This is a genomic window from Clostridium sp. CM038, assembly GCF_055081105.1.
This window is the reverse complement of record NZ_CM143651.1, coordinates 3,785,001-3,809,762: the sequence shown is the minus strand read 5'-3', so window position 1 is coordinate 3,809,762 and position 24,762 is coordinate 3,785,001. Positions and strand designations below refer to the sequence as shown.

The window sequence follows — 24,762 nt, the reverse complement described above, 5'->3', positions numbered from 1 at the left end:
GGAAATAAAATGAAAAACGTAAAAAAAATAATTGGCGCGGCTTTAATAACTATATTAGCTACATCATTAAATGGTTGTAATATGATTGAAAAAACACCTAAGGGCATTGCTAAAAGTGTAGTTGCGAAGGCTTTCGATGCTAAAATAACTAAAGGACAGGTTGACGAACAATTAGTAGGTGTTATTAAACAATTTGAAACGCAGTATGGAGCAAATTATAAAACTAATGCTGAGGCTATGGCAGAATTAACAAAGCAAAAACAGCAAGTAGTAGAAGGTATGATTACTGAAAAAATTGTGGATTATAAGGCGAAAGAGTTAAAATTAATGCCTACCGAAGCTAAATTAAATGAAGAAACAAATAAGCAATTAGCAGAAATCAAGAAAAGTTTGGGAACAGATGCGAAATATAAAGAGGCTTTAGCACAAACAAGCCTTACAGAAGAATCTCTAAAAGCAAGAATAAAGCCAAGTATTATTCAAGATGCACTATTCACTGAAGTTACAAAAAATGTTAAAGTTACTGAGGCACAGGAAAAAGCATATTACGATGCTAATCCAAACCAGTTTACAGAAAAACCGAATACAATTCATGCAGCTCATATTTTAGTAGCAACAGAACCGGAAGCTATAGCCATTAAGAAACGTTTAGACGCTGGTGAAGATTTTGCGAAAGTCGCAAAAGAAAAAGGTACAGATGGAACTAAGGACAATGGTGGAGATTTAGGAGATGTAGAGTATAATGATGCTCAAATGGATAAAACCTTTATGGCAGCAGCTATTGCTTTGCCAAAAGGTAAAATCTCAGCACCTGTTAAAACTCAATATGGATGGCATATAATAAAGACTATAGAAAAAAAAGAATACCCTGTAAAGAAATTTACAGCTGTTAAGGCAGAAGTAGAAAAAACGCTTATAACACAGGGAAAAGAAAGTGCATGGACAGAGGCTATGACAAAATGGAAAAAAGAAGCGAATATAAAGCAATATCCGAAAAATCTATAGCATTTTAATGACATTTCAGAAGGAAAGTCCCCCACTTCTATAAGTGGGAGTATAAATCTACTTCTGGAGTCGTTAAAATTGCAGCTCCGCAGGAGACGATTTAATGTATAAAGAATACCTTTAATATGGAGGTATTCTTTATTTTTATTTAAACATTTGCAAATGTGCATAAAAATTCAAGTTTAGAAAGATAATAATAAAGCTAGTATATTATATAAAACTTTATATAAGGAGGGAATTATTTAAATGAAAGCAACCGGAATAGTAAGACGTATAGATGATTTGGGAAGGGTTGTTATACCTAAAGAAATAAGAAGAACACTGAGAATACGAGAAGGAGACCCACTGGAAATATTTACTGATAGAGAAGGTGGAGTTATTTTAAAGAAATATTCACCTATAGGTGAATTAAGTGAATTTTCTAGAGAATATGCTGATTCATTACAACAAAACATAGGAAACATAATAATCATATGCGATAAGGACAACATAATATCTGTAAGCGGTTGTCCTAAAAAAGAGTATGTAGATAAAAAAATTAGTAATGAATTAGAAAAAGTAATGGAAAATAGAAAAGCTGCTGTATTAGGTGAAGGTTCAGAAAAAGTTATAGCACTGTACGATGATGAAATGGAAAATAAATACCATGCTCAAGTAATTGCGCCTATAATAGCAGAAGGGGACGCAATTGGAGCAGTAATAATAATATCTACAGAGCTAGAAGCTAAATTTGGAAACTTAGAGTTAAAGCTAGCTGAAACTGCAGCCTCTTTTCTAGGAAAACAAATGGAACAATAAACCTAAAAGTATATATTACTCAGCGAAGTGAAACATATTTGCAGTAATATATACTTTTGTTTTTTGAAGTATTAGTAATAATAAGCCCTTAAATCAAATATTCATAATTAGAGAATGTAATTCTTACATACACCACGGGAATATAAGGAGGTTATTATGAAGAAACATTCATTGATAAAGGGGACTATTATACTTGGGATGGCAGGAATATTTGCTAGATTTTTAGGGTTGTTTTTTAGAATTCCAATACAAGCACTTATAAAAGATGAGGGGATGGGATACTACCAGATGTCTTATCCATTGTATATGATGTTTGTAGCAGTAGCTTCAGGTGTGCCCATTGCTATGTCTAAGATTATTGCGGAGATGACCGCTAAAAATGATCAGGAGGGAGCGCACCAAGTCTTAAGACAAACACTTGTTTTAATGATTATATTAGGCGGAGCAGCTACTACACTTATGTTAATGTTTGCAAGGCCTATTATATCAATGCTTAAATGGGATCCTAAATCATATTACTCTTTTTTGGTAATTGCTATAGCTCCAATTTTTGTTTCCGTTATGTGTACTTTTAAAGGCTTCTTTCAAGGGCTACAAAATGTTAGACCTACTGCTGTTTCGCAAATAGTAGAACAGTTTGGAAGAGTTGTCGCTGGAGTTTTATTTGCATATTTATTGTTTCCAAAGGGGATTGAATATGCGGCTGCAGGAGCGGCCCTTGGAACCCTTGTTGGTGCAATTATGGGAAGTATATACTTATTTTTAACTTATACTAAAATGAAAAAAGGGCAGTCAGTAAGGAAAAAAACAAAGCACAAGCATATTTTAGCTGATTTAAGTAAGGCTGCATTACCAATATCTTTGGGTGCTGCAGTGGGGACGGTTATGGCACTGATAGATTCTATGTTAGTACCGCAGCAACTTCTAAAAGCTGGATTTTCGCAAACACAATCCGCCGTAATGTATGGTCAGCTGACTGGGAAGGTGTTTACATTGATGAATGTACCTTTGGCTCTTTCAATGGCTCTGTGCACATCTCTAGTGCCTATAATTGCTGAAGCGTTTTATTTAGGAAGAAGTGGGGAACTTATTAAAAGAGTAGATATGGCTGTGAAATTGTCTAATGTTATCTCGCTGCCGTCTTCTTTAGGGATGTTTTTTATGGCTTATCCTATAATGAATTTGGTTTTTATGAAAGATGCGGCCGGATATGAAATACTACAATATATATCAATATGCATACCTTTTGTAATTTTAACGCAAACCAGCACTGCGATACTTCAAGGCGTAGGCAATTATATGAAGCCTGTATACAATTTGGCATTAGGGTGCATCGTAAAGGTTATTATAACGTACGTATTAGTCTCGCTTCCATTTGTAAATATCTATGGGGCAGTTATAGGAACCATTTTAGGATATGTTACAAGTTGTTTATTAAATATGCACGATCTAAAGAGAAATTTAAATATAAAAATCAACAGTGTAGACTCTTTTGTAAAACCAGCTATTGCTGCTATTATAATGATAGTTGCAGTTGTATTTAGTAACGCTAATGTCTATAATTATACAAGGAGCAGTGGATTATCTTGTTTAATATCCATATTAATAGGCGTTATTGTTTATTTAATATTTATTTTTTTGCTTAGAATATTTGAATATGAGGAAATTAAAAAGAAAGTTTTAAAGCAAAAATAAAGGAGTGGAAGCTAATGATTAAAATAGTGGGATTGGGTCCTGGGTCAGTAGAATCACTAACTGTAGGAACACTTGAAATTCTTAAAGGTGGTAAAAAGATTTATTTAAGAACAGAAAAGCACCCTACTGTGGATTACCTAAAATCGATATGTATAAAATTTGAAACCTATGATGATAGATATGAAAAATATAATAGTTTTGATGATGTGTATAGGGCTATTGCAGAAGATCTTATTAAGAAACACGAAATATATGGGGATATCGTATATGGAGTTCCAGGTCACCCGCTTGTGGCAGAAACTTCTGTTAAACTTTTAATAAAGCTTTGTGAAAAAAACAAAATAGATATAGAAATTCTTCCCGCGGTTAGCTTTATAGATGCAGTGATTCAAAGCTTAAAACTAGATCCTATTGAAGGACTAAAAATAATAGATGCCTTTGATATAAAAAATCAAGTTTTAGATAAAAGGGTAGGACTTTTAATAACTCAAGTTTATAACGTTTCTATAGCTTCGGACGTAAAACTTGCTTTGCTTGAGTATTACAAAGATGATATGGAGATTTGTTTTGTTAGAGCTGCAGGTATAAAAGGGTTAGAAAGTATAAGGAAAATTAACTTATATGAATTAGATAGACAAAAGGATATAGACTATCTAACCTCAATTTATATACCAAAAGAATTAGAGGCTACAAAAGATTTTCACGATTTAATTCAAGTTATGGACACATTGAGAGCTGAAAATGGATGTGCATGGGATAGACAGCAAACGCATGAATCTTTGAAAAAATATCTTATTGAGGAATGTTATGAGGTTATAGAAGCCATAGAAGACAATGATGAAGATAATATTATTGAGGAACTAGGTGATGTATTACTACAGGTTGTACTTCATGCACAAATAGGAAAAGAAGAGGGATATTTTAATATAAATGATGTTATTTGCGGCATCACAAATAAGATGATAAACAGGCATCCTCATATTTTTAAAGTTTCAGAAGGTAAAAATAGTAACGAAGCTTTAGAAAGTTGGGAAAATATTAAGAGTGAAGAAAAAGGGTTTAAGAGTTATACGGATACGCTAAAGCATGTTCCGAAAAACCTGCCAGGGTTAATGAGAGCAGAGAAGGTTCAACAAAAAGCAGCAAAAGTAGGTTTTGACTTTGACTGCGTTGAACTTGCTATGGGAAAGATTCTAGAAGAATTACAGGAAGTGAGAGATGTATATAAAGGTAATAATAGGGTAAAAATAGTAGAAGAAGTGGGAGATTTGGTGTTTTCTACTGTAAATGTTGCTAGACTACTTGACATAGACCCTGAATTTGCAGTAAATTATACTATAGATAAATTTATCAATCGCTTTGCGTACATAGAAGAAAGTGCAAGGAATAAGGATTTAGATTTAAAGAACATGACACTTACTGCGATGGACGAATTATGGAACGAATCTAAAAGACGATAAATTTATTTGTAAATAAAAATTAGACTAAAAGAAGGAATTTCAAAATCAGTGAAGAATATGCTATTTAATAGTATAATCACTACTAAGTAATGTACTCAATAACAAGGAGGCAACAAAAGTGAATAAATCAGAATTAATAACAAGCATATCAGAAAAATCTAATTTAACAAAAAAAGATGCAGAAGCAGCTCTAAAAGGTATTATAGAAAGTATTGAAGAAACATTAGAAAAAGGTGAAAAAGTCCAATTGGTTGGATTCGGAACTTTTGAAACAAGAGCAAGAGCAGCTAGAATGGGTAGAAACCCAAGAACAAAGGAAGAAATTCAAATTGCAGCATCAACGGTTCCAGTATTTAAAGCTGGTAAAGAATTTAAAGATATAGTTAACAAATAATATTATTATGATGTGAAAAACCTGGATGTATATCTAGGTTTTTTATTTTAAAAACTTTGGTTGAATTATTGAATGGGTAAAGAACATTAAAAAGGGGAAGTATAAATGAGATTAGATAAATATTTAAAAGTGTCAAGAATTATAAAGAGAAGAACCATTGCAAAAGAAGCTTGCGAGAGTGGCAGAGTTTCTATAAATGATAAAGTGGCAAAAGCAGGAACTGTAGTAGGTGAAAGTGATATTATAGAAATTAAATTTGCAAATCAAATTTTAAAAGCTAAAATTATAAATATTGCAGAGCATGTGACAAAAGAGAGTGCAAAAGAAATGTATGAAATAATTTCAGGAAGAGAAGACAAAGAATAAATGTTGCTAAATACAATTCTTAATTAAGGTTAATAAGCATATATATTTTATAGGAATACAATTGTATGTCATTAATTAAGAATTGAGAATAAGATTAGCTTCTTAATTCCCAATTTTTTAGAGCAAAACTAATAAGGGGGATATTATGGAAGTAAAGAAAGAAATAAAAATAGAAGATAAGAAAAGCAGTTTAATGCTTGAAAACAGAAAAAAATTAACTGTTAACGGAGTTGTAGAGGTTATAAATTTTAATGAAAGCCAAATATTATTGAATACAGATGTTGGAACAATGATAGTAAAAGGACGAGAATTAAAGATGAACAAGTTAGATGTTCAAAATGGGGATGTTATAATAACTGGGCAAGTGGATTCTTTTGTGTATACTAGCGACAAAAGTAAAGAAAAAAAAGATAGCATAATATCAAGATTGTTTAGGTAGAAGAATTATGATAATTTCTTTGATAGGCCAAGTTAATCTTATAATTTTCAGTTTGCTAGCAGGAATAATAACTGGAGTATTTTTTGATATATATAGATTGATAAGGGGATTTGAAAATCCTAACAAGGTGCTGACTATAATACAGGATTTGTTATTTTGGACATTAACTTCTATAGTGGTTTTTATATTTTTGATGTATACTAATAAAGGGTACATAAACTTTTATGTGTATGTATGTTTAATATTAGGAGTATACTTATATTTGAAACTATTAAGTGGAGTATTTATAAGGGTACAATATAAATTAATAATATTCAATGGGAAAGTATTTAGGGTTGTATGGAATGCTATTTTATACCCAGCAAATTTGTTAGTTTATAAGCTCAAAATAAAAAAAAAAGATAAATTATAAAGAAATAGCTTGAAGAAATGTGGAATACAAATTAGAATAGGTTTATGAAGCGTAAACAATACTCATTCCATTGAAAGGAAAAGGGTATGGGATATGAAAAAAAAATTTAGTATTAAAAGTGCCGTATTAGTTTTTGCTATGATGTATGTATGTTATCTTTTAATTCAGCAACAATCAATTATGAGCAGACAAAAGAAAGAGCTGCAAAAGTATAATGTTGAATTACAAAAGAAAAAAGAACAAAAAAAAGTATTACAGGATGAAGTAGAGTTATCTAAAACTGACAAATATATAGAAAAATTAGCAAGAGAAATATTAGGTCTTGTTAAAGAAGGTGAAACTCCTGTTATGGATAATAAAAACTAAATGCTATAATTATTGTTACGCTTATTATTAAATTAATATATAAAATAAAAACATAATTTTTAAGGAGGAGTATTTTTAATATGACCTTAATGGCTGGAAGTATTGTAGAAGGTAAAGTAGTAAATATCACCAATTTTGGTGCGTTTGTAGAAGTGGAGGGTAAGACAGGATTAGTGCATATATCTGAGGTTTCAGATACATTCGTTAAAAATGTTAATGATCATCTAAAAGAAAATGATATAGTAAAAGTTAAAGTAATCTCTGTAGATGATAATGGGAAAATCAGTTTATCAATAAAACAAGCTGGAGCGCCTAAAAAATCTATTAAACCTATGGAAATAGATTGGGAAAAGGAAAAAAGCAAAGCAAATGCAAGTGGATTTGAAGATATAATGACTAAATTTCTAAAAGATAGTGAAGAAAGATTTCAAGATGTTAAAAAACATCAAGAAGGAAAAGGAAGAGGTTATAGTAAAAAAACTTCAAGCTATTAGTAAATCTGTAGGAACTAAGTATTTAGTTCCTATTTTAACAAAAAAAAGTTATTGACAACGGTTTATACATCATATATAATAAAACATGTTGCCAAGAGGTAGCATTTTCTAAGCTACAAGTAAGTATACTGCAAGTAAGTAAGCTGGAGTGGCGGAACTGGCAGACGCACAGGACTTAAAATCCTGCGGTGGTTAAACACCGTACCGGTTCGATTCCGGTCTTCAGCACCAAATATCGCGGGATGGAGCAGTTGGTAGCTCGTCGGGCTCATAACCCGAAGGTCGTAGGTTCAAGTCCTACTCCCGCAACCAACTATGGCGGAATAGCTCAGCTGGCTAGAGCATTCGGTTCATACCCGAAGGGTCGTAGGTTCAAGTCCTATTTCCGCTACCACTTTGGCATATGATGAGTTTAAAAACATAATATGTTTTTTATAAAAAACTATTGACATATGTAGCAAATTAGTATAACATTAAAATGATTTTAAGAAACTTATTTAACAGTAATAGTAAGCTGGTATGAAAAAATAAATAGACACATAGAGCTTAAAATAATATGATAGTTAAATATTGTATCAATTAAAGTTTGGGCTTTAGCATTAATATCGCGGGATGGAGCAGTTGGTAGCTCGTCGGGCTCATAACCCGAAGGTCGTAGGTTCAAGTCCTACTCCCGCAACCAATGAGTTTAAATCACTCATTATTTCAGTTAAATAAGATTCTAAATATAATTAGCTAAAAGCAAACAAGTGCCGTATTAATTCAAATTTATTCTTAAATACAATATCGCGGGATGGAGCAGTTGGTAGCTCGTTGGGCTCATAACCCAAAGGTCGTAGGTTCAAGTCCTACTCCCGCAACCAATAAGCTTTAAATTACTTAATACGTAAGTTAAATAAGATTTCATAATAGGTAAGTTAAAAGCAAGTATACTGCAAGTAAGTAAGCTGGAGTGGCGGAACTGGCAGACGCACAGGACTTAAAATCCTGCGGTGGTTAAACACCGTACCGGTTCGATTCCGGTCTTCAGCACCAAATATCGCGGGATGGAGCAGTTGGTAGCTCGTTGGGCTCATAACCCAAAGGTCGTAGGTTCAAGTCCTACTCCCGCAACCAATAAGTTTTAGATTATTTAGAACGTAAGTAAAATAAAACTTCATAACAAGTATACTACAAGTAAGTAAGCTGGAGTGGCGGAACTGGCAGACGCACAGGACTTAAAATCCTGCGGTGGTTAAACACCGTACCGGTTCGATTCCGGTCTTCAGCACCAAATATCGCGGGATGGAGCAGTTGGTAGCTCGTCGGGCTCATAACCCGAAGGTCGTAGGTTCAAGTCCTACTCCCGCAACCAACTATGGCGGAATAGCTCAGCTGGCTAGAGCATTCGGTTCATACCCGAAGGGTCGTAGGTTCAAGTCCTATTTCCGCTACCATAACTCACAATTTATATTGTGAGTTATTTTTTATTTGCTGGAAAACTATAAAACTTAAACTATAATGTGCAAAAACATATAAGTATAAATTTCTCGAATATACAATGCCATGAAGTGACATGCTTCATTTAATATTTTAAAACCTACTATATTAATATGGTAGGTTTTTTTATATTATAGGGAATTGTAAAAATCTAATGTAAAAAATATACAAATTATTGTCTCATAAAAAATATATGAGCGCCCCATCTTATGACATTTATTTCCAAGAGACGTTGCTATAATGGAGTCCTAATGATTAAAGGGTGGGTGATTTTTAATATGCAATACGGGATTGATATATTTCCATATGAAAGACTTAGAAAGATAAAAGATGAAGTAAAAAAGAAAAATGCATTAAATACTAATTTAATTATTACAGGAATTGTTTATTTTGTTATAAGCTTATTAATAAGTAGGGTCTTGCTTCTTAATAACACTGCCCCATTTGGTATAGCTTTCTTAATAGCTACAATATTTGTAAATAATCATAGAATTTCAATAATTACAGCCAGTGGTACATTTTTAGGTTATATTACTTTAAATGGTAGTGCAAAGAATATACCATCATATTTACTAGTAATAGTTACAATTGCTTTTTTGAGTCATGTTTTCAACAAAATAAAATCAAAAACTAAAGTTTTAGCTAGCATGTTTGCTATTATTATATTTGAGTTGTTTACCTATAATTTCTTCATAACCCGGGTAAGTGGGTTAATGGCTTTTTTAAATTCATTTTTTCTAGTTTTATGTATCTTCCCATTATATTTTATTCTGGACTATAGTCTTTTATGCTTTAAGGAGATTAAAACAAAACATATATTTTCGAATGAAGAAATAATAAGTATGTCAATTATAAGCTCTTTAATTATAGCAGGTACTTGGGGACTAAGTATATTTGCCATATCAATTACGAATATTTTAGGCCTGGCATTTGTTATAATAATAGCTTACATTAACGGAAGTGGAGCTGGTGCTGCATCAGGAATTGCCATGGGTATTATTGTAGGAATGTCTTCTGAAAATATGATTGTGTTTATAGGAATGTATGGTGTTTGTGGCTTAATAACGGGTGTTTTTAAAGAAACTGGAAAGATATTAAGTGCAACATCTTATTTAGTGGCTTTTTCAATAATAAAAATATATTGTATTACGGGATCTGATTTTATGATATTTGAAGCTTTTGTAGCTGCTGTAATATTTTTGCTAATACCACAAAAAGTTTATAGCGAATTATCCACAGAATTTAATTCCGATAAAAAAAAGCAAAATGTAGAACAGGGGTATATAAATAAAATTAAAGATACATTTGTAGGAAGGCTAAATAATTTTTCAGATGTACTTTCTAATATGTCAGATATATTAAATAACTTAGTGGATAATGAAAAATTGGCGATGAAAGGTAAAAGCAGCGCGTTGGTTGAAAATCTTGCGGACAGGGTGTGTAGTAATTGTAATATGAAGTCTATGTGTTGGAAAAGGGAATTACATTATACATATGCAGCATTTGAAGAATTAATTCAAAATTTTGAGAGGAAGAATAATAGCGTACCGGAAGAAATTGAAAGAAAATGTATAAAGAGAACCGCCATACTTAAAAATACAGAAGATATTGTTAATAAGCACATTATAAATGAAATGTGGAGAACGAGGCTTAGTGAAGGCAGAGAGCTTTTAGCAAATCAGATTAGTAATATGGCGGGTTCTGTAGGAGAAATTGTTGAAGATTTTAATTCTGAAATTCAAATAGATACTTCTATGGAAAAACTTATATGTAGAGCCTTAGATAAAAATAGAGTTAAGCACAATGATCTTATGTGTTTGAATGATAAGCTCGGACGATTGAGTATTAAATTGTCACTTAACGCTTGCAGTGGAAGGCAAATGTGTGTAAAGGATTTATTGCCGATTATAAATGGGGTCACAGGCAAGTGCATGTGTGTTAGTGAGGAAGGGTGTAATATAAATCCGAAGACCAATATATGTAAGGTAACTATTGAAGAAACACCTAAGTTTCATGTGGTATCTAATGTGGCTAGGCAGTGTAAAGATGGTGAAAAGTCCAATGGAGATAGCTATAGCTTTGGTAAGCTTCCTGATGGAAGTTATATGTCAGTTATTAGTGATGGCATGGGATCAGGACCCCAAGCGGGTAGAGAGAGCGAGGCTGCGGTTGAATTAATAGAAAAGTTTACATCAGCAGGTTTTAGTAAAATTACGGCTATAAACACTGTGAATTCAATAATGACATTGAGATTTTCCGAAGAAGAAAAATTTTCAACTATAGATTTAAGCAGCATAGACTTATACACTGGGGAAATTGATTTCTTAAAAGTGGGGGCAGTTGCAACTTTTCTAAAATCAGGTGAAAGTTTAGAAATTATAAAATCAAAATCTCTTCCTATCGGTGTTTTAGATAAAGCAGATATAGATATACAGCAAATGGAATTAAAAAATGGAGATATTATGGTTATGCTTAGTGATGGGGTATTAGATTACAATGATGAAAATGTAGGGAGGGTGGATTGGGTAGTTGATTATTTAGGTAAAAATAATTGCAACAATCCCAAGGATTTAGCTGAAGGGTTGCTCTCAGAAGCAAAAAAATTAAGTGGCAATAGAGTAAAAGATGATATGACAGTTCTTGTTTCAAAGATATATAGTCTATACTAAATGTATTTTATAAAAGAAATATTTTAATGCCCTGTAAATTGAGAGAAAAATCAGGGAATATATAATAAAAGAGATTAAAAAATGGAGAAAGTATTTATGGGGGTAAGAACCTCTTTTACATTCTTCATTTTTCCCATTTTTAACGGCATTTCAGAAGGAAAGTCTCTCATTTCTATAAGTGGGAGTTACATGCCCTAACAAATTGAAAACTTCGGTGGGAGTTTAAATCGCCTTCTAAGTCGTTAATATTGCAGCGACCCAAGAGATGATTTAAAGGTGTGTCTAAAAAAATGGAAAATATATATTACTAAATGATATAGTAATATGATATAGTGATATGGTATTAAAAAAATATAAACCTGCAAAAAACAGAAAACATTTTAAAAATAAATTTGGGAAGTGAAAATTTTGTCAGAAACAGTTATGGACTTTATAAAAGAGAATTCAATGTTTGATAAGGGAGATAAGGTTATAGTTGCATTTTCTGGTGGACCTGACTCCACGTGTTTGCTCTATATTTTAAACAACTTTAAGGAAGAACTTGGGATTACACTTATTGGTGCACATCTAAACCATTGTCTTAGAGGAGATGAGTCTGATAAAGATCAGGAATATGCAAAAGAAATTTGTGAGAGTTTGAATATAGATTTTTATAGTGAAAAAGTGGATGTACATAGAATTTCAAAGGAAAAGAATTTATCTTGTGAAATGGCAGGACGAGAAGCTAGATATGAATTTTTTGAGCAACTTATGGTTAAATTAAATGCTAATAAAGTCGCTTTGGCACATAATGCTAATGATCAAGCTGAAACTATTTTAATGAGGATAATGAGAGGAACGGGTATCGAGGGAATAGTAGGAATAAGACCTGTTCGCGACAAAATATATGTAAGACCCATACTTCGTCTTAGTAGAAAAAAAATAGAGAAATATTGTTTAAATAATAATATCAATCCAAGAATAGATAAATCGAATTTAGAAAATATTTATGCGAGAAATAAGGTAAGATTAGAATTGATTCCATATATGGAACAAAATTTTAATAAAGATATAATTAAAACATTAAATCGATTATCAGATATTGTAAAAAAAGACAATGATTATTTGGAAAATATTTCTGAAAAAGAGTATAAAAAACATTGTGAGATAGGTCAGCAAAGGGTTATAATAAATAAGGCGGCTTTTGCGGAGCATGAAGCAATTTTAAGTAGGATTATTAGGAGTGCTTTGCTTGCGGTGAATCATAATTTATATAATTTTGAAAAAGTTCATATATATAGTATTATAGAACTTCAAAGACATGAAACAGGTAAAAGTATAATGCTACCTCAGAATATAATAGTTGAAAACTGTTATGGGAATATACATATATATATTTGTGTAAAAGCTACTGAAGCTAATAACAATCAGTACTCTCTAAATATAAATCAGGAAAACTTTATTCATTCTTTAAATAAAGTAGTAAAAATTGATGTTAATCCTAAGCTACAATTTACAGAATTTAAAGAAAATGATTGTATTAAGTATTTTGACTATGATAAAATTAAGAAACCAATAATATTTAGGTATAGAAAAGATGGGGATAGATTCATTCCACTAGGTATGAAGGGTAGTAAAAAGATAAAGGATTTATTTATAGATTTAAAAATACCTAAAGCCCAAAGAAATGCAATACCGTTAATATGTTTTGGCGATGATATAGGTTGGGTAGTTGGATATAGGGTTAGCGAAAAATTCAAGGTTACAAAGGATACTAAAAATATATTGCAGATTAGAATTGGAAGAGAGGAATAAGAATGAACAATGATATTAAAGAGGTAGTATACAGCGAAGATCAATTAAGAGATAAAATTAGGCAAATGGGCGCAAGAATAAGTAAGGATTATTTAGGCAAAGAGCTTATACTCATTGGTATTTTAAAAGGATCAGTCATATTTATGTCAGATTTAGTAAAGCAAATTACAATTCCATGTAAAATGGATTTTATGGCAGTTACAAGCTATGGGAATTCCACTAAAACTTCAGGAGTTGTAAAGATCTTAAAGGATTTAGACTTTGAAATTGAGGGAAAGGATGTATTGATAGTAGAGGATATTATAGATTCTGGAGTTACACTTAAATATCTAATGAAGTTACTATCTGCAAGGAAACCTAATAGTTTAGAAATTATATGCTTACTGAATAAACCAGAAAGAAGAACGGCCAATATAGATGTTAAATATTTAGGTTACGATGTACCAGATTACTTCCTTGTAGGATTTGGCCTGGACTATGCAGAGAAATATAGAAATTTACCATTTATAGGAATACTTAAGGAAGAAATTTATAAGTAAATGTGTATAAAATAATATATATATTATTGTCAACTGCTTTTTAATGTGATAAAATTTTAAAGTGAATAAAAAGAGAGGGGGGTTTCTAATGAAGAAAATTTCTAGTGCATCAATCTGGATCGTAGTGTTTGTACTTGTGATTTATGCAGCACTAACCGTACTTGATAGTAGCAAAGATGTTAGTCAAATCAGCGTTAATAAATTCCAAGAATATTGGATTAAAAAGGATATTAAAACTGTTCAGGTAAAAGAAGATAAAACAGTATCAGGAGAACTAAAGAACGGAACACGATATGAAACTATAGTCCCATTGACGAGATTGCTTCAAGTTATGGACCAAAACCCAAATGCAAGCGTTACAGAAACATACTTAAAGCCAGCTAGTATGCCAATGTGGTTAAATGTCTTGCCAACACTCCTTATAATTTTAATGTTAGTGGCCTTTTGGTTTATGTATATGCAGCAATCGCAAGGTGGCGGCGGTGGCGGTAATAGAGGTGTAATGAATTTTGGTAAAAGTAGAGCCAAAATAGCAACGCCAGATAAGAAGAAAGTTACATTTGATGATGTAGCTGGTGAAGATGAAGAAAAGGAAGAACTTGCAGAAGTTGTAGATTTCTTAAAACAACCTAAAAGATACCTAGAAGCAGGTGCAAGAATTCCTAAAGGTATTCTTCTTATAGGACCACCGGGTACAGGTAAGACGTTACTTGCGAGAGCAGTATCAGGAGAAGCAGGAGTTCCATTCTATAGTATATCAGGTTCGGAATTTGTAGAGATGTTTGTAGGTGTTGGAGCTTCAAGAGTAAGAGATTTATTTGAACAAGCGAAAAAAAGTGCTCCTTGTATAATATTTATTGATGAAATTGATGCAGTAGGTAGACAAAGAGGAGCTGGCGTTGGCGGTGGTCATGATGAAAGAGAGCAAACTCTAAATCAGCTATTAGTTGAGATGGATGGATTTGGTGTAAATGAAGGCATAATTATGATAGCCGCAACAAATAGACCAGACATACTTGATCCTGCTCTTTTGAGACCAGGCAGATTTGATAGACATATATTAGTGGGTGCGCCTGATGTTAAAGGAAGAGAAGAAATTCTAAAGGTACATTCCAAAGGTAAACATTTAGCAGAAGAAGTAAAACTTGATGTATTAGCTAAAAGGACACCTGGGTTCACTGGTGCAGACCTTGAGAATTTAATGAACGAAGCTGCACTGCTTACAGTTAGAAATAAAAAAACAGTTATAGAAATGAAAGAGCTTGATGAAGCAGTAACTAGAGTTATTGCTGGACCGGAAAAGAAGAGTAAAGTTATCAGTGAAAAAGATAGAAAATTAACAGCATATCATGAAGCAGGGCATGCTGTAGTAATGAAATATTCTCCATTATCTGATCCAATTCATCAAATAAGTATTATACCAAGAGGAATGGCAGGTGGGTACACAATGCATCTACCTGAAGAGGATACTGCTTATACTTCAAAACTAAAACTTAAAGATGAAATGGTCGGGTTATTAGGCGGTAGAGTTGCTGAAAAATTAGTATTAAAAGATATTAGCACAGGTGCTAAGAATGATATTGATAGAGCATCGGCTATTGCAAGAAAGATGGTTATGGAATATGGTATGAGTGATGAACTCGGACCAATATCTTTTGGTAATGATCATAATGAAGTATTCCTTGGAAGAGATTTAGGCAAAAGTAGAAACTTTAGTGAAGAAATAGCTAATAAAATAGATTCAGAAGTTAAGATGCTTATTGATGAAGCCTATGGAAAAGCTGAAAAAATTCTTGCTGAAAATGCAAGTAAACTTCATGCAGTAGCTCAAGAACTGTTGTTAAAAGAAAAACTCGAAGGCGTGGATTTTGAGGCTATAATGGCTAAAACAGATTCAGGTGAGATTGATTTAACAAAGATTTAACTTGGTAAAAGACATACAGTGAGTTAGCTGTATGTCTTTTTTTATATCATTTAACCAGTAAAGAGAGTCCATTCTAACAGAAACTTTATATTAGTGCGATTTACTAAGAAACTTACTGTAATTATATACCAACATTTGTTGAGGATTGTGGTATAATATATAGAATTAGCGTTATAGGTGTAACTTTCACTGTAACCGTTAATATTGCAGTGACCTAGGAGATGATTTAATTAAACAAAACTTCTTATAAAGATTTAACTTGACAAATTTGTTCAAATTGTTAAAATTAAATTGTTAAATTAGGAACGGTTGAAATTAATATTTATAATATTGGATACATTATTTTGTGTTTTTATAATGGCAAAAATATAAAACGACTTGCAAGTTGTTTTAAATTATATAGGTGGTGTATAAAGTGATTTTAGTTTTAGATGTTGGAAATACTAATACTGTTTTAGGAGTTTTTAAGGAAAAGGAGTTAATTGTAGAGTGGAGAATATCAACTGATGCAAAAAAAACCGCTGACGAGTACGGAATTCAAGCAATGCAATTATTTAATCAGCGAAACATAAGAACAGAACATATTAAAGGCGTAATAATTTCCTCGGTTGTTCCCAATAGTATGTATTCACTAGAACATATGATAAGAAAATATTTCGATTTGAAACCAATGGTAGTAGGCCCGGGGATTAAGACTGGAATAAATGTAAAATATGATAATCCTAAAGAAGTAGGTGCGGATAGAATTGTTAATGCTGTTTCAGCTCATGAAATTTATAAAAGATCATTAATACTAATAGATTTTGGTACAGCTACAACCTTCTGTGCTATAAGCAAAGAGGCTAATTACTTAGGTGGAACTATATGTCCTGGTATTAAAATAGCTTCTGAAGCACTATTTGAGAGAGCGGCAAAGCTACCTCGGGTGGAGCTTGTAAAACCAGAAACAGTTATATGTAAAAATACTGTTGAAAGCATGCAGTCTGGAATAATATATGGATATATTGGTCAAGTAGATTATATTGTTAATAAAATGAAAAGTGAAATGATTAGTATGGGAGAAGAAGAGCCTTTTGTAGTAGCCACAGGTGGACTTTCAAAACTAATAACCAAAGAGTCTTCTGCTATTGATGAGTTTCATCCGAATTTAACCTTAGAAGGCCTTAGAATGATTTATGAGAAGAATAGGGAATAGGTGATTTAATGAAAATATCAAATATTAACTTTGAAAACGATGTTTTTTTGGCCCCTATGGCAGGAATTACAGATATTGCTTTTAGAGGGTTGTGCAAAGAATTAGGGTGTGGTCTACTATATACTGAAATGGTAAGTGCTAAAGGGTTATATTATGGAAGTGACAATACAGAATCTCTTATGCGAATTTCGGGTCAAGAGAAACCTGTAGCCGTTCAGATATTTGGTAATGATCCTAAGATTATGGCTAGTTCCTGTGAAATTTTCAATGCAAGAAGCGATATATGTATGGTTGATGTAAATATGGGGTGCCCTGTTCATAAAATAGTGAAAAATGGAGAGGGATCAGCTTTGATGAAGAATCCTAAACTAGCAGCGCAAATAATAAAAGAAATGAAAAAGGTTTCAACAAAGCCTGTGACAGTGAAGTTTAGAAAGGGATTTGATTCAAATAATGTTAATGCTGTAGAATTTGCTAAATATATGGAGGATGCGGGTATAGATGCTATTGCAGTGCATGGCAGGACTCGCGAACAAATGTATGAAGGCAAGGCTGATTGGGATATTATAAGGGCTGTAAAAGAAAATGTTAAAGTGCCGGTAATAGGTAATGGGGACATATTTTCCGTAGAGGATGCTGTCAAAATAAAGGAAATCACTAATTGTGATGCTATAATGATTGCAAGAGGGTCTAGGGGTAACCCATGGATTTTTAGAGAGATTAAGCAGGCAATAAACGGAGAAAAAGTTATATACCCTACTCCTGAAGAAAAAATAGATATGTGTATAAGGCATTTAAATTTAGCTGTAAAATATTATGAAGAAATTAAGGCTGTTAGAGAAATGAGGAAACATACAGCCTGGTATATCAAAGGGCTTAACAACTGTGCTGAGATTAAGAATGAAATTAATACTAAAAATACTTATGATGAGGTAAAGCAGGTACTTTTGGTTTATAAAAATTATTTGAAGACCATAGAAGCATAATTTAAAAATTAAAACGGGAATTTATATAATTAACACTGAATAAGATAATAGTACATTAATGTATAAGGTGCAGATGTATGAAGCCAATTTTATGTATAACTTCAAATATAGATAATTTATATAATGAATTTGGATTTTTAAGTAAAATTAAAGATAAACTAAAGATGAAAGTAATAAGTAATGAATACATTAAAGAATTAGATATTAAAGTTACGAGTGTAAGGATGCCACCTAATTTTAATAGAAAAGCATATTTAAACAATTTAACTTATGCTAAAAAAATATGTAAATGTAATGAAGTGCAATTATCGCCAAAAACACTGAGGCCTATGGATTATAATTATTTTAATGAATTTCAAAAGCGATTCTTAGCTTTTAGTGTTATAAAAAGTATACAACTTATGATTAGAATGAGAAACAAAAGTTTGAAAAATTGCTGCATTGTTATATATGATGCTGTAGAAATAATAAACTATAATATTATTGTGGAATTAGCAAAGCATTGCAAGTATATTGTATTTTTATCGCCTGATTTGGTAAAAGCTAGAAAGCTTGCAGATTATATTATCGCTAATTTTGGTGTATCTCCTATTGTTACAGATGATGAACTATATGCTGTTAAAATAGCCGATTTTATTGTTTCATCTAAAGACTATGAATTCGGTGATGGGAAATTAGTCTGGTTCTTAGATAATAGTATAAGCACGCCAAAAAATATTATAGCTGTAAATGATGTAAGTTATAATGTGCCTTGGAAAACTTTTAAAGGAGATTTTTCTATCGAACTTTTAGGATCGATATTATGTCAAATGCAAGAAAGTGACATTGAAAAAGCTCTTAAGTATAATGGTATATATCTTAAAAAAATAAAATTCAACAATAATGTAATATATTAGACTATTTTGTTCGTAACATATTGACAATAGTAACGCTCTGATTTATAATGGCTAAATGGTTACATGTATTGTTATTCTAAGAATAAATCTTAGAATCGATAATTTATCAATTTGAACTAATAGTCTTATATTATATAAATTATATGAAATTGCTATATTTCGAGGAAAACAGTATTGTAGTTGGGGTGTAATATGCTAGGGTATTGTTAGTTGATAGTGAATTTTATGGATGTTTACTAATTTATTTAATAAAAATTAAAAAGGGGAGAAATAAATGAGCGTACCAAAACAATATGTAATGACCTATGAGGGAATTACGAAATTAGAGGGAGAATTAGAATTTCTTAAGACTGTCAAGAGAAAAGATATTACTGAAAAAATAAAGGTAGCACTTGGGTATGGGGACTTAACCGAAAACTCAGAGTACGATGAAGCTAAAAATGAACAAGCATTTGTTGAAGGTAGAATAATACAATTGGAAAATATGCTTAGAAATGCAAGTGTTATAGATGAAAACGATATTGAAATAGATGTAGTAAGTATAGGATCTATAGTTAAGGTTAAGGATTATGAGTTTGATGAAGAAGTTGAATTTTATATAGTGGGTTCAGCAGAAGCAGATCCAATGATAAATAAAATATCGAATGAATCACCAGTTGGATGTGCACTCGTTGGTAAGAAATCAGGAGCAATTATAGAAGTTGCAGTTCCAGATGGTGTTGGTAGGTATGAAGTATTGGAAGTGCGACGTGGGTAATTGTTTAAAAATTATTTAATTTTTATAGAACATAGGGGTACTTAACAATTTATAATTGGTAGGTGCCCTAAAGAAATATATACATAGAAGAAATATGGCAGAATAAATGATTAGTAATTATTTTCTGACCTGGGAAAAACAGGAGGGATATTAATGTCGAACGAAAAAAACAATGAAGAAAAAAGCGAAGAGAAAAACTTGCATGAACTTGAATCTAAATATAATGAACAGGTAACCATAAGACGACGAAAATTATCTGCTTTAAAAGAAGAAGGCAAAGATCCATTTGATGTGTACAAAGTTGAAAGAACTCATACATCACAAGAAGTTAAAGAAAATTTTGAGAAATTAGAAGGCGCTCAGGTTATTGTAGCAGGTAGACTCATGTCTAAAAGAGTTCATGGTAAGGCAGGTTTTTCTGATATTCATGATAGATATGGTAAAATACAACTATACATAAAAATAGATGATGTAGGCGAAGAAAAATTAAAAGAATATAAAAGTTTTGACATAGGAGATTTTGTAAGCATAACTGGTACACCTTTTGTTACAAAAACTGGTGAGATATCACTACATATAGTAGATTTTCAGCTTGTAGCGAAGGCTCTAAAACCACTTCCAGAAAAATGGCACGGATTAAAAGATCCTGATTTAAGATTTAGACAAAGAGAAGTAGATATAATAATGAACCCACAAGTAAGAGATACGTTTATGAAGAGAATATCAATAATTAAATATATCCGAGAATACTTAGATAACAAAGGATTTTTAGAAGTTGAAACTCCGATTTTATCCACAGTAGCAGGAGGAGCCGCAGCAAGACCATTTAGTACTCATCATAATGCGCTTGATATTGAGATGTATCTTAGAATTGCAACAGAGCTATATTTAAAAAGACTTATTGTTGCTGGTTTTGAAAAGGTATATGACATGGGTAAAAACTTTAGAAACGAAGGAACAGATATAAGACATAATCCAGAGTTTACAATGATAGAATTATATGAAGCTTATGCAGATTATAATGATATGATGGAAATTACGGAAAATATGATAGCTTACGTTTGTGAAAAGGTTCATGGAACTATGAAAGTAAATTATCAAGGAACTGAGATAGATTTTACACCACCATGGAGAAGAATTACTATGGTAGATGCAGTAAGAGAATATTCAGGGGTGGACTTTGATAAAATAGCTACTAATGAAGAAGCTAGGGTTATAGCTAAAGAAAAGCATTTACAATTTAAAAAAGAATTAGAAAATTGCTCAAAAGCAGATATATTAAATGAATTATTTGAAGTATATGTGGAAGAGAAACTAATTCAACCAACATTCTTATGTGATTACCCTGTAGAAATATCACCTCTTACAAAGAAGAAGAGAGGGAATGAAGAGTTTACAGAGAGATTTGAAGGCTTTGTGTTTGGAAGAGAAGTGTGTAATGCATACTCAGAGTTAAATGATCCAGTAGTTCAGAGAGAGAGATTTATGCAACAAGCAAAAGAAAGAGAACTGGGTGATGATGAGGCTTATTTAATAGATGAAGAATTTATGAGCGCATTAGAAACAGGAATGCCACCAACAGGAGGACTGGGTATAGGAATTGATAGAATGGTAATGTTCTTAACGGATTCTTATTCAATAAGAGATGTTATCCTATTCCCTACAATGAAACCAATCCAGTAGTTTAAAAAAATCAAAGGGGTATTTTAGTTAATCTAAAATATCCTTTTTACTTCTTAAGCGTAATCATCAGTGCTTAAAATCATGAAATTTAAATAAAAAATAAAAAACTATTGAATTTTTAATAGTATATGTTATAATGTTGTTGTAAGCAATAATAATCCGCGATAGCTCAACGGTGGAGCACTCGGCTGTTAACCGATAGGTTGAAGGTTCAAATCCTTTTCGCGGAGCCATTTTTTATTTTTGGAACTCAATATTATAAGAAATCTAATGTATAATAAAATAATTCACTGTGATAAAGAAGAGTAGTAGTAGTACTTCATAAGAGAGGTTGTGGCTGGTGTAAACAATCAAAGTATTATTGTGAAAGGAACTTTTGAGTGTATAGAACTTAAAGTAGGGCATGTGCCAATAAGGGTGGAACCGCGGAAATAATTTTCGTCCCTTGGGGTATAGTCTTTTTTTTGTACGTAAAATAAAAGAGCATGCCTTTATGCGGGTGTGATGGATTGAATTGGTTATATTTAGGGCAAATAGGAAAGAATACAAGATGTAATATTAATATATTTGTAATGACCATTGAGAAGTATATAAAACGAGATATCATTAGATTATAAAAAAATAGGAGGGATTAATATGACATTTGAAAAAAGTATGGATAAAATAGTTGCGTTATGCAAAAACAGAGGGTTCGTATTCCCGGGATCCGATATATATGGAGGGCTCGCTAATTCGTGGGATTATGGTCCTCTGGGAGTTGAATTTAAAAACAATGTTAAAAAAGCTTGGTGGAAAAAATTTGTTCAAGAAAGTCCATATAATGTAGGTGTTGACTGCGCTATACTTATGAACCCAGAAGTATGGGTTGCGACGGGTCACGTTGGAGGATTTTCAGATCCACTAATGGATTGCAAAGATTGCAAAGCTAGATTTAGAGCGGATAAGTTAGTGGAAGACCATATGACGAATCAGGGAGTAGAAGTAGCTAGTGCTGATGGATGCTCAAATGAAGAGTTAAAAGAATATATAGCAAAAAATGAAATAGTATGTCCTAAATGTGGAAAGAAAGACTTTACTGATATTAGAAAATTTAATTTAATGTTTAAGACTTCCCAGGGGATAACAGAAGATGGAAAATCAGAGATATATTTAAGACCAGAAACGGCTCAGGGTATCTTTGTAAACTTTAAAAATGTTCAAAGAGCTTCAAGAAAAAAAGTTCCATTTGGAATAGGCCAAGTAGGAAAGGCTTTCAGAAATGAAATAACACCAGGGAACTTTATTTTTAGAACTAGGGAATTTGAGCAAATGGAATTGGAATTTTTCTGTAAACCAGGTACAGATTTAGAATGGTTTGCATATTGGAAAGAGTATTGTGCTAATTTCTTATATAATTTGGGAATGGAAAAGGAAAATTTAAGATTTAGAGACCATGGAGAAGAGGAATTATCTTTCTATAGTAATGCTACTTGTGACATAGAATTCTTGTTCCCTTTTGGATGGGGAGAATTATGGGGCGTTGCCGATAGAACTGATTATGACTTAAAGAAGCATATGGAACATTCAGGGAATGATTTAAGTTATCTAGATCCTATTACTAATGAAAAATATGTACCATATTGTATAGAACCTTCTCTGGGTGCAGATAGAGTTGTTCTTGCATTCTTAGTTAATGCATATGATGAAGAAGAACTTGAAGGCGGAGACGTAAGAACAGTGCTTCATTTACATCCAGCACTTGCACCATTTAAGGCGGCTATTCTACCTTTAAGTAAAAAATTATCAGAGAAATCGCTCGAAGTTTTTGCTATGCTAGGTAAAAAATTTAACGTAGACTACGATGAAACCGGAAGTATAGGAAAAAGGTATAGAAGAGAAGACGAAATAGGAACTCCATACTGCATAACCGTAGATTTTGATACGTTAGAAGATAATACTGTAACAATTAGAGACAGAGACACAATGGATCAAATAAGGGTAAGTATAGATGATTTAGAAAAGTTTATAGAAGGAAAACTACAATTTTAAATTTTAAATTGGAATAGTTAGTTTGGTTTAGAGAATGGCGTGTAGTATATAATGAGGCTTGAGTAGGCTGTGGTTATACTATGCGTTGTTTTTTTATAGAATAAATCTAAAAAATTATAAAATAAATTTGTAAAATAAATAATATAATATAAAGTATATGGAGATTACATGGAGGGTTATATGAAAAAGGATTTCAATGAATTTAAGGAATTTATAAAAGGAAAAAAAGTTGGAGTTGTAGGTATAGGAGTTAGCAATATTCCTTTAATACATTTTCTAGTGAAGCTTAAGGCAGTTGTTACAGCTTTTGATAAAAAAACTTATAGTTTACTGGGACAGGTAGCAATAGATTTCGAAGAAGAGGGCGTGAAGCTGGTATTAGGGGAAGATTACTTAGATGATCTAACGGGGTTTGATGTTATTTTTAAAACACCATCTATGAGAGTAGATAACCCTGCTCTTTTGAAAGCAAAAAAAGAAGGAACATATATAACTTCCGAAATGGAAGAGTTCATAAAATATTGCCCGGCTAAAACTTACGGCGTAACTGGTAGTGATGGAAAAACAACTACAACTACAATAATATATAATATATTAAAAAAAGAAGGATATAAAACTTGGGTTGGAGGCAATATTGGTACACCACTGTTCGCAAATATTGAAGAAATAACCAAAGAGGATAAAGTAGTATTGGAATTGTCGAGCTTTCAGCTTATGACTATGACGGTTTCTACGGATGTAGCAGTAGTAACAAATCTGAGTGTGAATCATCTAGATATTCATAAGGATATGGAGGAATATATAAATGCAAAGAAAAATGTGTTTAAATATCAACGTGACGGTGATCTGATTGTATTAAATAAGGATAACGCGTTAACTTATGAATTAAGAAAAGAGGTTAAGGGAAAAGTTAAGTATTTTAGTGTATGCGAGAAACTAGAAGATGGTGCATATTTTCAAAATGATAAATTATTCATTATGAACAAGGTAGTGTGTAATCTTGAGGAAGTAAAGCTAAAAGGGATGCATAATGTGCAAAACCTATTAACTGCCTTTTGTGCAACTCAAGATGAAGCAACAGTTGCGAGCATGAGAGAAGTGGCTACCACTTTTATGGGGGTACCTCATAGGGGCGAATTCGTGAGGGAAGTAGATGGAGTTAAATATTACAATGATTCAATAGCATCTACGCCAACTAGAACTATAGCAAGTCTCAAAGCTTTTGGAAAACCTGTTATACTAATTGCAGGAGGATATGATAAGAAAATACCTTTTGAACCTTTAGCAGAAGAAGGCTACACAAATATTAAAACGCTAATATTAGTAGGTGACACTAAATATAAAATAAAAGAAGTTTTTGAGCGTATGTCTAAAGAAAATAAA

The 24,762-nt window shown here is 32.0% G+C and carries 21 protein-coding genes, 11 tRNA genes and 1 other annotated feature (1 of these 33 cut by a window edge); all 32 genes read left to right on the top strand.

The genetic code is table 11. From position 1 onward, the window contains the following. Nucleotides 1-9: 9 nt before the first annotated feature. Nucleotides 10-1,005, top strand: a complete 996-nt coding sequence (locus ACWJKS_RS17580) for a peptidylprolyl isomerase (RefSeq protein ID WP_216303794.1) — start codon at nucleotides 10-12, stop codon at nucleotides 1,003-1,005. A gap of 246 nt (nucleotides 1,006-1,251) precedes the next feature. Next, on the top strand, nucleotides 1,252-1,803 hold the full coding sequence (spoVT, locus tag ACWJKS_RS17575) for a stage V sporulation protein T (RefSeq protein WP_462960097.1): 552 nt from the start codon (nucleotides 1,252-1,254) through the stop codon (nucleotides 1,801-1,803). Between the two features lie 156 nt (nucleotides 1,804-1,959). Continuing rightward, on the top strand, nucleotides 1,960-3,498 hold the full coding sequence (locus tag ACWJKS_RS17570) for a putative polysaccharide biosynthesis protein (RefSeq protein ID WP_216304587.1): 1,539 nt from the start codon (nucleotides 1,960-1,962) through the stop codon (nucleotides 3,496-3,498). Nucleotides 3,499-3,512: 14 nt separating this feature from the next. Beyond that, complete coding sequence (gene yabN / locus ACWJKS_RS17565; RefSeq protein WP_462960096.1) at nucleotides 3,513-4,958, top strand: bifunctional methyltransferase/pyrophosphohydrolase YabN; 1,446 nt, start codon at nucleotides 3,513-3,515, stop codon at nucleotides 4,956-4,958. A 118-nt stretch (nucleotides 4,959-5,076) separates the two neighbouring features. Next, a complete protein-coding gene (locus tag ACWJKS_RS17560; protein WP_216304589.1) occupies nucleotides 5,077-5,352 on the top strand; it encodes an HU family DNA-binding protein in 276 nt (91 codons plus the stop codon). A gap of 105 nt (nucleotides 5,353-5,457) precedes the next feature. After that, nucleotides 5,458-5,718: an RNA-binding S4 domain-containing protein gene (locus ACWJKS_RS17555; RefSeq protein WP_216304590.1), complete on the top strand. Its 261-nt coding sequence runs from the start codon at nucleotides 5,458-5,460 to the stop codon at nucleotides 5,716-5,718. Nucleotides 5,719-5,863: 145 nt separating this feature from the next. Further along, on the top strand, nucleotides 5,864-6,157 hold the full coding sequence (yabP, locus tag ACWJKS_RS17550; RefSeq protein WP_216304591.1) for a sporulation protein YabP: 294 nt from the start codon (nucleotides 5,864-5,866) through the stop codon (nucleotides 6,155-6,157). A 7-nt stretch (nucleotides 6,158-6,164) separates the two neighbouring features. Continuing rightward, nucleotides 6,165-6,569: a spore cortex biosynthesis protein YabQ gene (yabQ, locus tag ACWJKS_RS17545; RefSeq protein WP_216304592.1), complete on the top strand. Its 405-nt coding sequence runs from the start codon at nucleotides 6,165-6,167 to the stop codon at nucleotides 6,567-6,569. A 93-nt stretch (nucleotides 6,570-6,662) separates the two neighbouring features. Further along, complete coding sequence (locus tag ACWJKS_RS17540) at nucleotides 6,663-6,935, top strand: FtsB family cell division protein (protein WP_165412326.1); 273 nt, start codon at nucleotides 6,663-6,665, stop codon at nucleotides 6,933-6,935. A gap of 80 nt (nucleotides 6,936-7,015) precedes the next feature. Beyond that, on the top strand, nucleotides 7,016-7,429 hold the full coding sequence (locus ACWJKS_RS17535) for a S1 domain-containing RNA-binding protein (protein ID WP_165412325.1): 414 nt from the start codon (nucleotides 7,016-7,018) through the stop codon (nucleotides 7,427-7,429). Nucleotides 7,430-7,571: 142 nt separating this feature from the next. Continuing rightward, a tRNA-Leu gene (locus ACWJKS_RS17530) sits at nucleotides 7,572-7,660 on the top strand. 5 nt (nucleotides 7,661-7,665) lie between these two features. Then, nucleotides 7,666-7,741: transfer RNA gene (locus ACWJKS_RS17525), tRNA-Met, on the top strand. 5 nt (nucleotides 7,742-7,746) lie between these two features. Beyond that, nucleotides 7,747-7,823, top strand: a tRNA-Met gene (locus tag ACWJKS_RS17520). Nucleotides 7,824-8,035: 212 nt separating this feature from the next. Next, nucleotides 8,036-8,111 (top strand) — tRNA-Met (locus tag ACWJKS_RS17515). Between the two features lie 105 nt (nucleotides 8,112-8,216). Continuing rightward, nucleotides 8,217-8,292 (top strand) — tRNA-Met (locus ACWJKS_RS17510). An 83-nt stretch (nucleotides 8,293-8,375) separates the two neighbouring features. Further along, nucleotides 8,376-8,464: transfer RNA gene (locus ACWJKS_RS17505), tRNA-Leu, on the top strand. Nucleotides 8,465-8,469: 5 nt separating this feature from the next. Then, a tRNA-Met gene (locus tag ACWJKS_RS17500) sits at nucleotides 8,470-8,545 on the top strand. A gap of 68 nt (nucleotides 8,546-8,613) precedes the next feature. Further along, nucleotides 8,614-8,702, top strand: a tRNA-Leu gene (locus tag ACWJKS_RS17495). Nucleotides 8,703-8,707: 5 nt separating this feature from the next. Then, nucleotides 8,708-8,783 (top strand) — tRNA-Met (locus tag ACWJKS_RS17490). Nucleotides 8,784-8,788: 5 nt separating this feature from the next. Continuing rightward, nucleotides 8,789-8,865, top strand: a tRNA-Met gene (locus ACWJKS_RS17485). A 321-nt stretch (nucleotides 8,866-9,186) separates the two neighbouring features. After that, entirely contained in the window at nucleotides 9,187-11,577 is a 2,391-nt protein-coding gene (spoIIE, locus tag ACWJKS_RS17480) for a stage II sporulation protein E (protein WP_216304373.1), read from the top strand. 399 nt (nucleotides 11,578-11,976) lie between these two features. Then, on the top strand, nucleotides 11,977-13,371 hold the full coding sequence (gene tilS / locus ACWJKS_RS17475; protein WP_309137230.1) for a tRNA lysidine(34) synthetase TilS: 1,395 nt from the start codon (nucleotides 11,977-11,979) through the stop codon (nucleotides 13,369-13,371). A 2-nt stretch (nucleotides 13,372-13,373) separates the two neighbouring features. Then, a complete protein-coding gene (hpt, locus tag ACWJKS_RS17470) occupies nucleotides 13,374-13,910 on the top strand; it encodes a hypoxanthine phosphoribosyltransferase (RefSeq protein ID WP_165412324.1) in 537 nt (178 codons plus the stop codon). A gap of 88 nt (nucleotides 13,911-13,998) precedes the next feature. After that, nucleotides 13,999-15,834, top strand: a complete 1,836-nt coding sequence (ftsH, locus tag ACWJKS_RS17465; protein ID WP_165412323.1) for an ATP-dependent zinc metalloprotease FtsH — start codon at nucleotides 13,999-14,001, stop codon at nucleotides 15,832-15,834. A 415-nt stretch (nucleotides 15,835-16,249) separates the two neighbouring features. Continuing rightward, nucleotides 16,250-17,029, top strand: a complete 780-nt coding sequence (locus ACWJKS_RS17460; RefSeq protein WP_216304364.1) for a type III pantothenate kinase — start codon at nucleotides 16,250-16,252, stop codon at nucleotides 17,027-17,029. A gap of 8 nt (nucleotides 17,030-17,037) precedes the next feature. Next, nucleotides 17,038-18,015: a tRNA dihydrouridine synthase DusB gene (gene dusB / locus ACWJKS_RS17455; RefSeq protein ID WP_216304365.1), complete on the top strand. Its 978-nt coding sequence runs from the start codon at nucleotides 17,038-17,040 to the stop codon at nucleotides 18,013-18,015. Between the two features lie 77 nt (nucleotides 18,016-18,092). Continuing rightward, on the top strand, nucleotides 18,093-18,911 hold the full coding sequence (locus tag ACWJKS_RS17450; protein ID WP_216304366.1) for a Rossmann-fold NAD(P)-binding domain-containing protein: 819 nt from the start codon (nucleotides 18,093-18,095) through the stop codon (nucleotides 18,909-18,911). A 274-nt stretch (nucleotides 18,912-19,185) separates the two neighbouring features. Then, nucleotides 19,186-19,668, top strand: a complete 483-nt coding sequence (gene greA / locus ACWJKS_RS17445; RefSeq protein WP_216304367.1) for a transcription elongation factor GreA — start codon at nucleotides 19,186-19,188, stop codon at nucleotides 19,666-19,668. A gap of 153 nt (nucleotides 19,669-19,821) precedes the next feature. After that, a complete protein-coding gene (gene lysS, locus ACWJKS_RS17440; protein ID WP_216304368.1) occupies nucleotides 19,822-21,351 on the top strand; it encodes a lysine--tRNA ligase in 1,530 nt (509 codons plus the stop codon). A 158-nt stretch (nucleotides 21,352-21,509) separates the two neighbouring features. Further along, a tRNA-Asn gene (locus tag ACWJKS_RS17435) sits at nucleotides 21,510-21,584 on the top strand. Between the two features lie 50 nt (nucleotides 21,585-21,634). Further along, nucleotides 21,635-21,800: a binding site (T-box leader), on the top strand. A 187-nt stretch (nucleotides 21,801-21,987) separates the two neighbouring features. Continuing rightward, entirely contained in the window at nucleotides 21,988-23,379 is a 1,392-nt protein-coding gene (locus ACWJKS_RS17430; protein WP_462960095.1) for a glycine--tRNA ligase, read from the top strand. Between the two features lie 180 nt (nucleotides 23,380-23,559). Beyond that, a protein-coding gene (gene murD / locus ACWJKS_RS17425) for a UDP-N-acetylmuramoyl-L-alanine--D-glutamate ligase (protein ID WP_216304371.1) crosses the window boundary here: on the top strand, nucleotides 23,560-24,762 show its 5' portion. It continues 174 nt past the right edge of the window; the window shows 1,203 of its 1,377 coding nt (coding positions 1-1,203); the start codon lies at nucleotides 23,560-23,562; the stop codon falls past the right edge of the window.

Bases quoted from the DNA above. Each gene is read 5' to 3' on its own strand.
- ACWJKS_RS17580 (WP_216303794.1), top strand. From the start codon at position 10: ATGAAAAACGTAAAAAAAATAATTGGCGCGGCTTTAATAACTATATTA.
- spoVT (WP_462960097.1), top strand. From the start codon at position 1,252: ATGAAAGCAACCGGAATAGTAAGACGTATAGATGATTTGGGAAGGGTT.
- ACWJKS_RS17570 (WP_216304587.1), top strand. From the start codon at position 1,960: ATGAAGAAACATTCATTGATAAAGGGGACTATTATACTTGGGATGGCA.
- yabN (WP_462960096.1), top strand. From the start codon at position 3,513: ATGATTAAAATAGTGGGATTGGGTCCTGGGTCAGTAGAATCACTAACT.
- ACWJKS_RS17555 (WP_216304590.1), top strand. From the start codon at position 5,458: ATGAGATTAGATAAATATTTAAAAGTGTCAAGAATTATAAAGAGAAGA.
- yabP (WP_216304591.1), top strand. From the start codon at position 5,864: ATGGAAGTAAAGAAAGAAATAAAAATAGAAGATAAGAAAAGCAGTTTA.
- yabQ (WP_216304592.1), top strand. From the start codon at position 6,165: ATGATAATTTCTTTGATAGGCCAAGTTAATCTTATAATTTTCAGTTTG.
- ACWJKS_RS17540 (WP_165412326.1), top strand. From the start codon at position 6,663: ATGAAAAAAAAATTTAGTATTAAAAGTGCCGTATTAGTTTTTGCTATG.
- ACWJKS_RS17535 (WP_165412325.1), top strand. From the start codon at position 7,016: ATGACCTTAATGGCTGGAAGTATTGTAGAAGGTAAAGTAGTAAATATC.
- spoIIE (WP_216304373.1), top strand. From the start codon at position 9,187: ATGCAATACGGGATTGATATATTTCCATATGAAAGACTTAGAAAGATA.
- hpt (WP_165412324.1), top strand. From the start codon at position 13,374: ATGAACAATGATATTAAAGAGGTAGTATACAGCGAAGATCAATTAAGA.
- ftsH (WP_165412323.1), top strand. From the start codon at position 13,999: ATGAAGAAAATTTCTAGTGCATCAATCTGGATCGTAGTGTTTGTACTT.
- dusB (WP_216304365.1), top strand. From the start codon at position 17,038: ATGAAAATATCAAATATTAACTTTGAAAACGATGTTTTTTTGGCCCCT.
- ACWJKS_RS17450 (WP_216304366.1), top strand. From the start codon at position 18,093: ATGAAGCCAATTTTATGTATAACTTCAAATATAGATAATTTATATAAT.
- greA (WP_216304367.1), top strand. From the start codon at position 19,186: ATGAGCGTACCAAAACAATATGTAATGACCTATGAGGGAATTACGAAA.
- lysS (WP_216304368.1), top strand. From the start codon at position 19,822: ATGTCGAACGAAAAAAACAATGAAGAAAAAAGCGAAGAGAAAAACTTG.
- ACWJKS_RS17430 (WP_462960095.1), top strand. From the start codon at position 21,988: ATGACATTTGAAAAAAGTATGGATAAAATAGTTGCGTTATGCAAAAAC.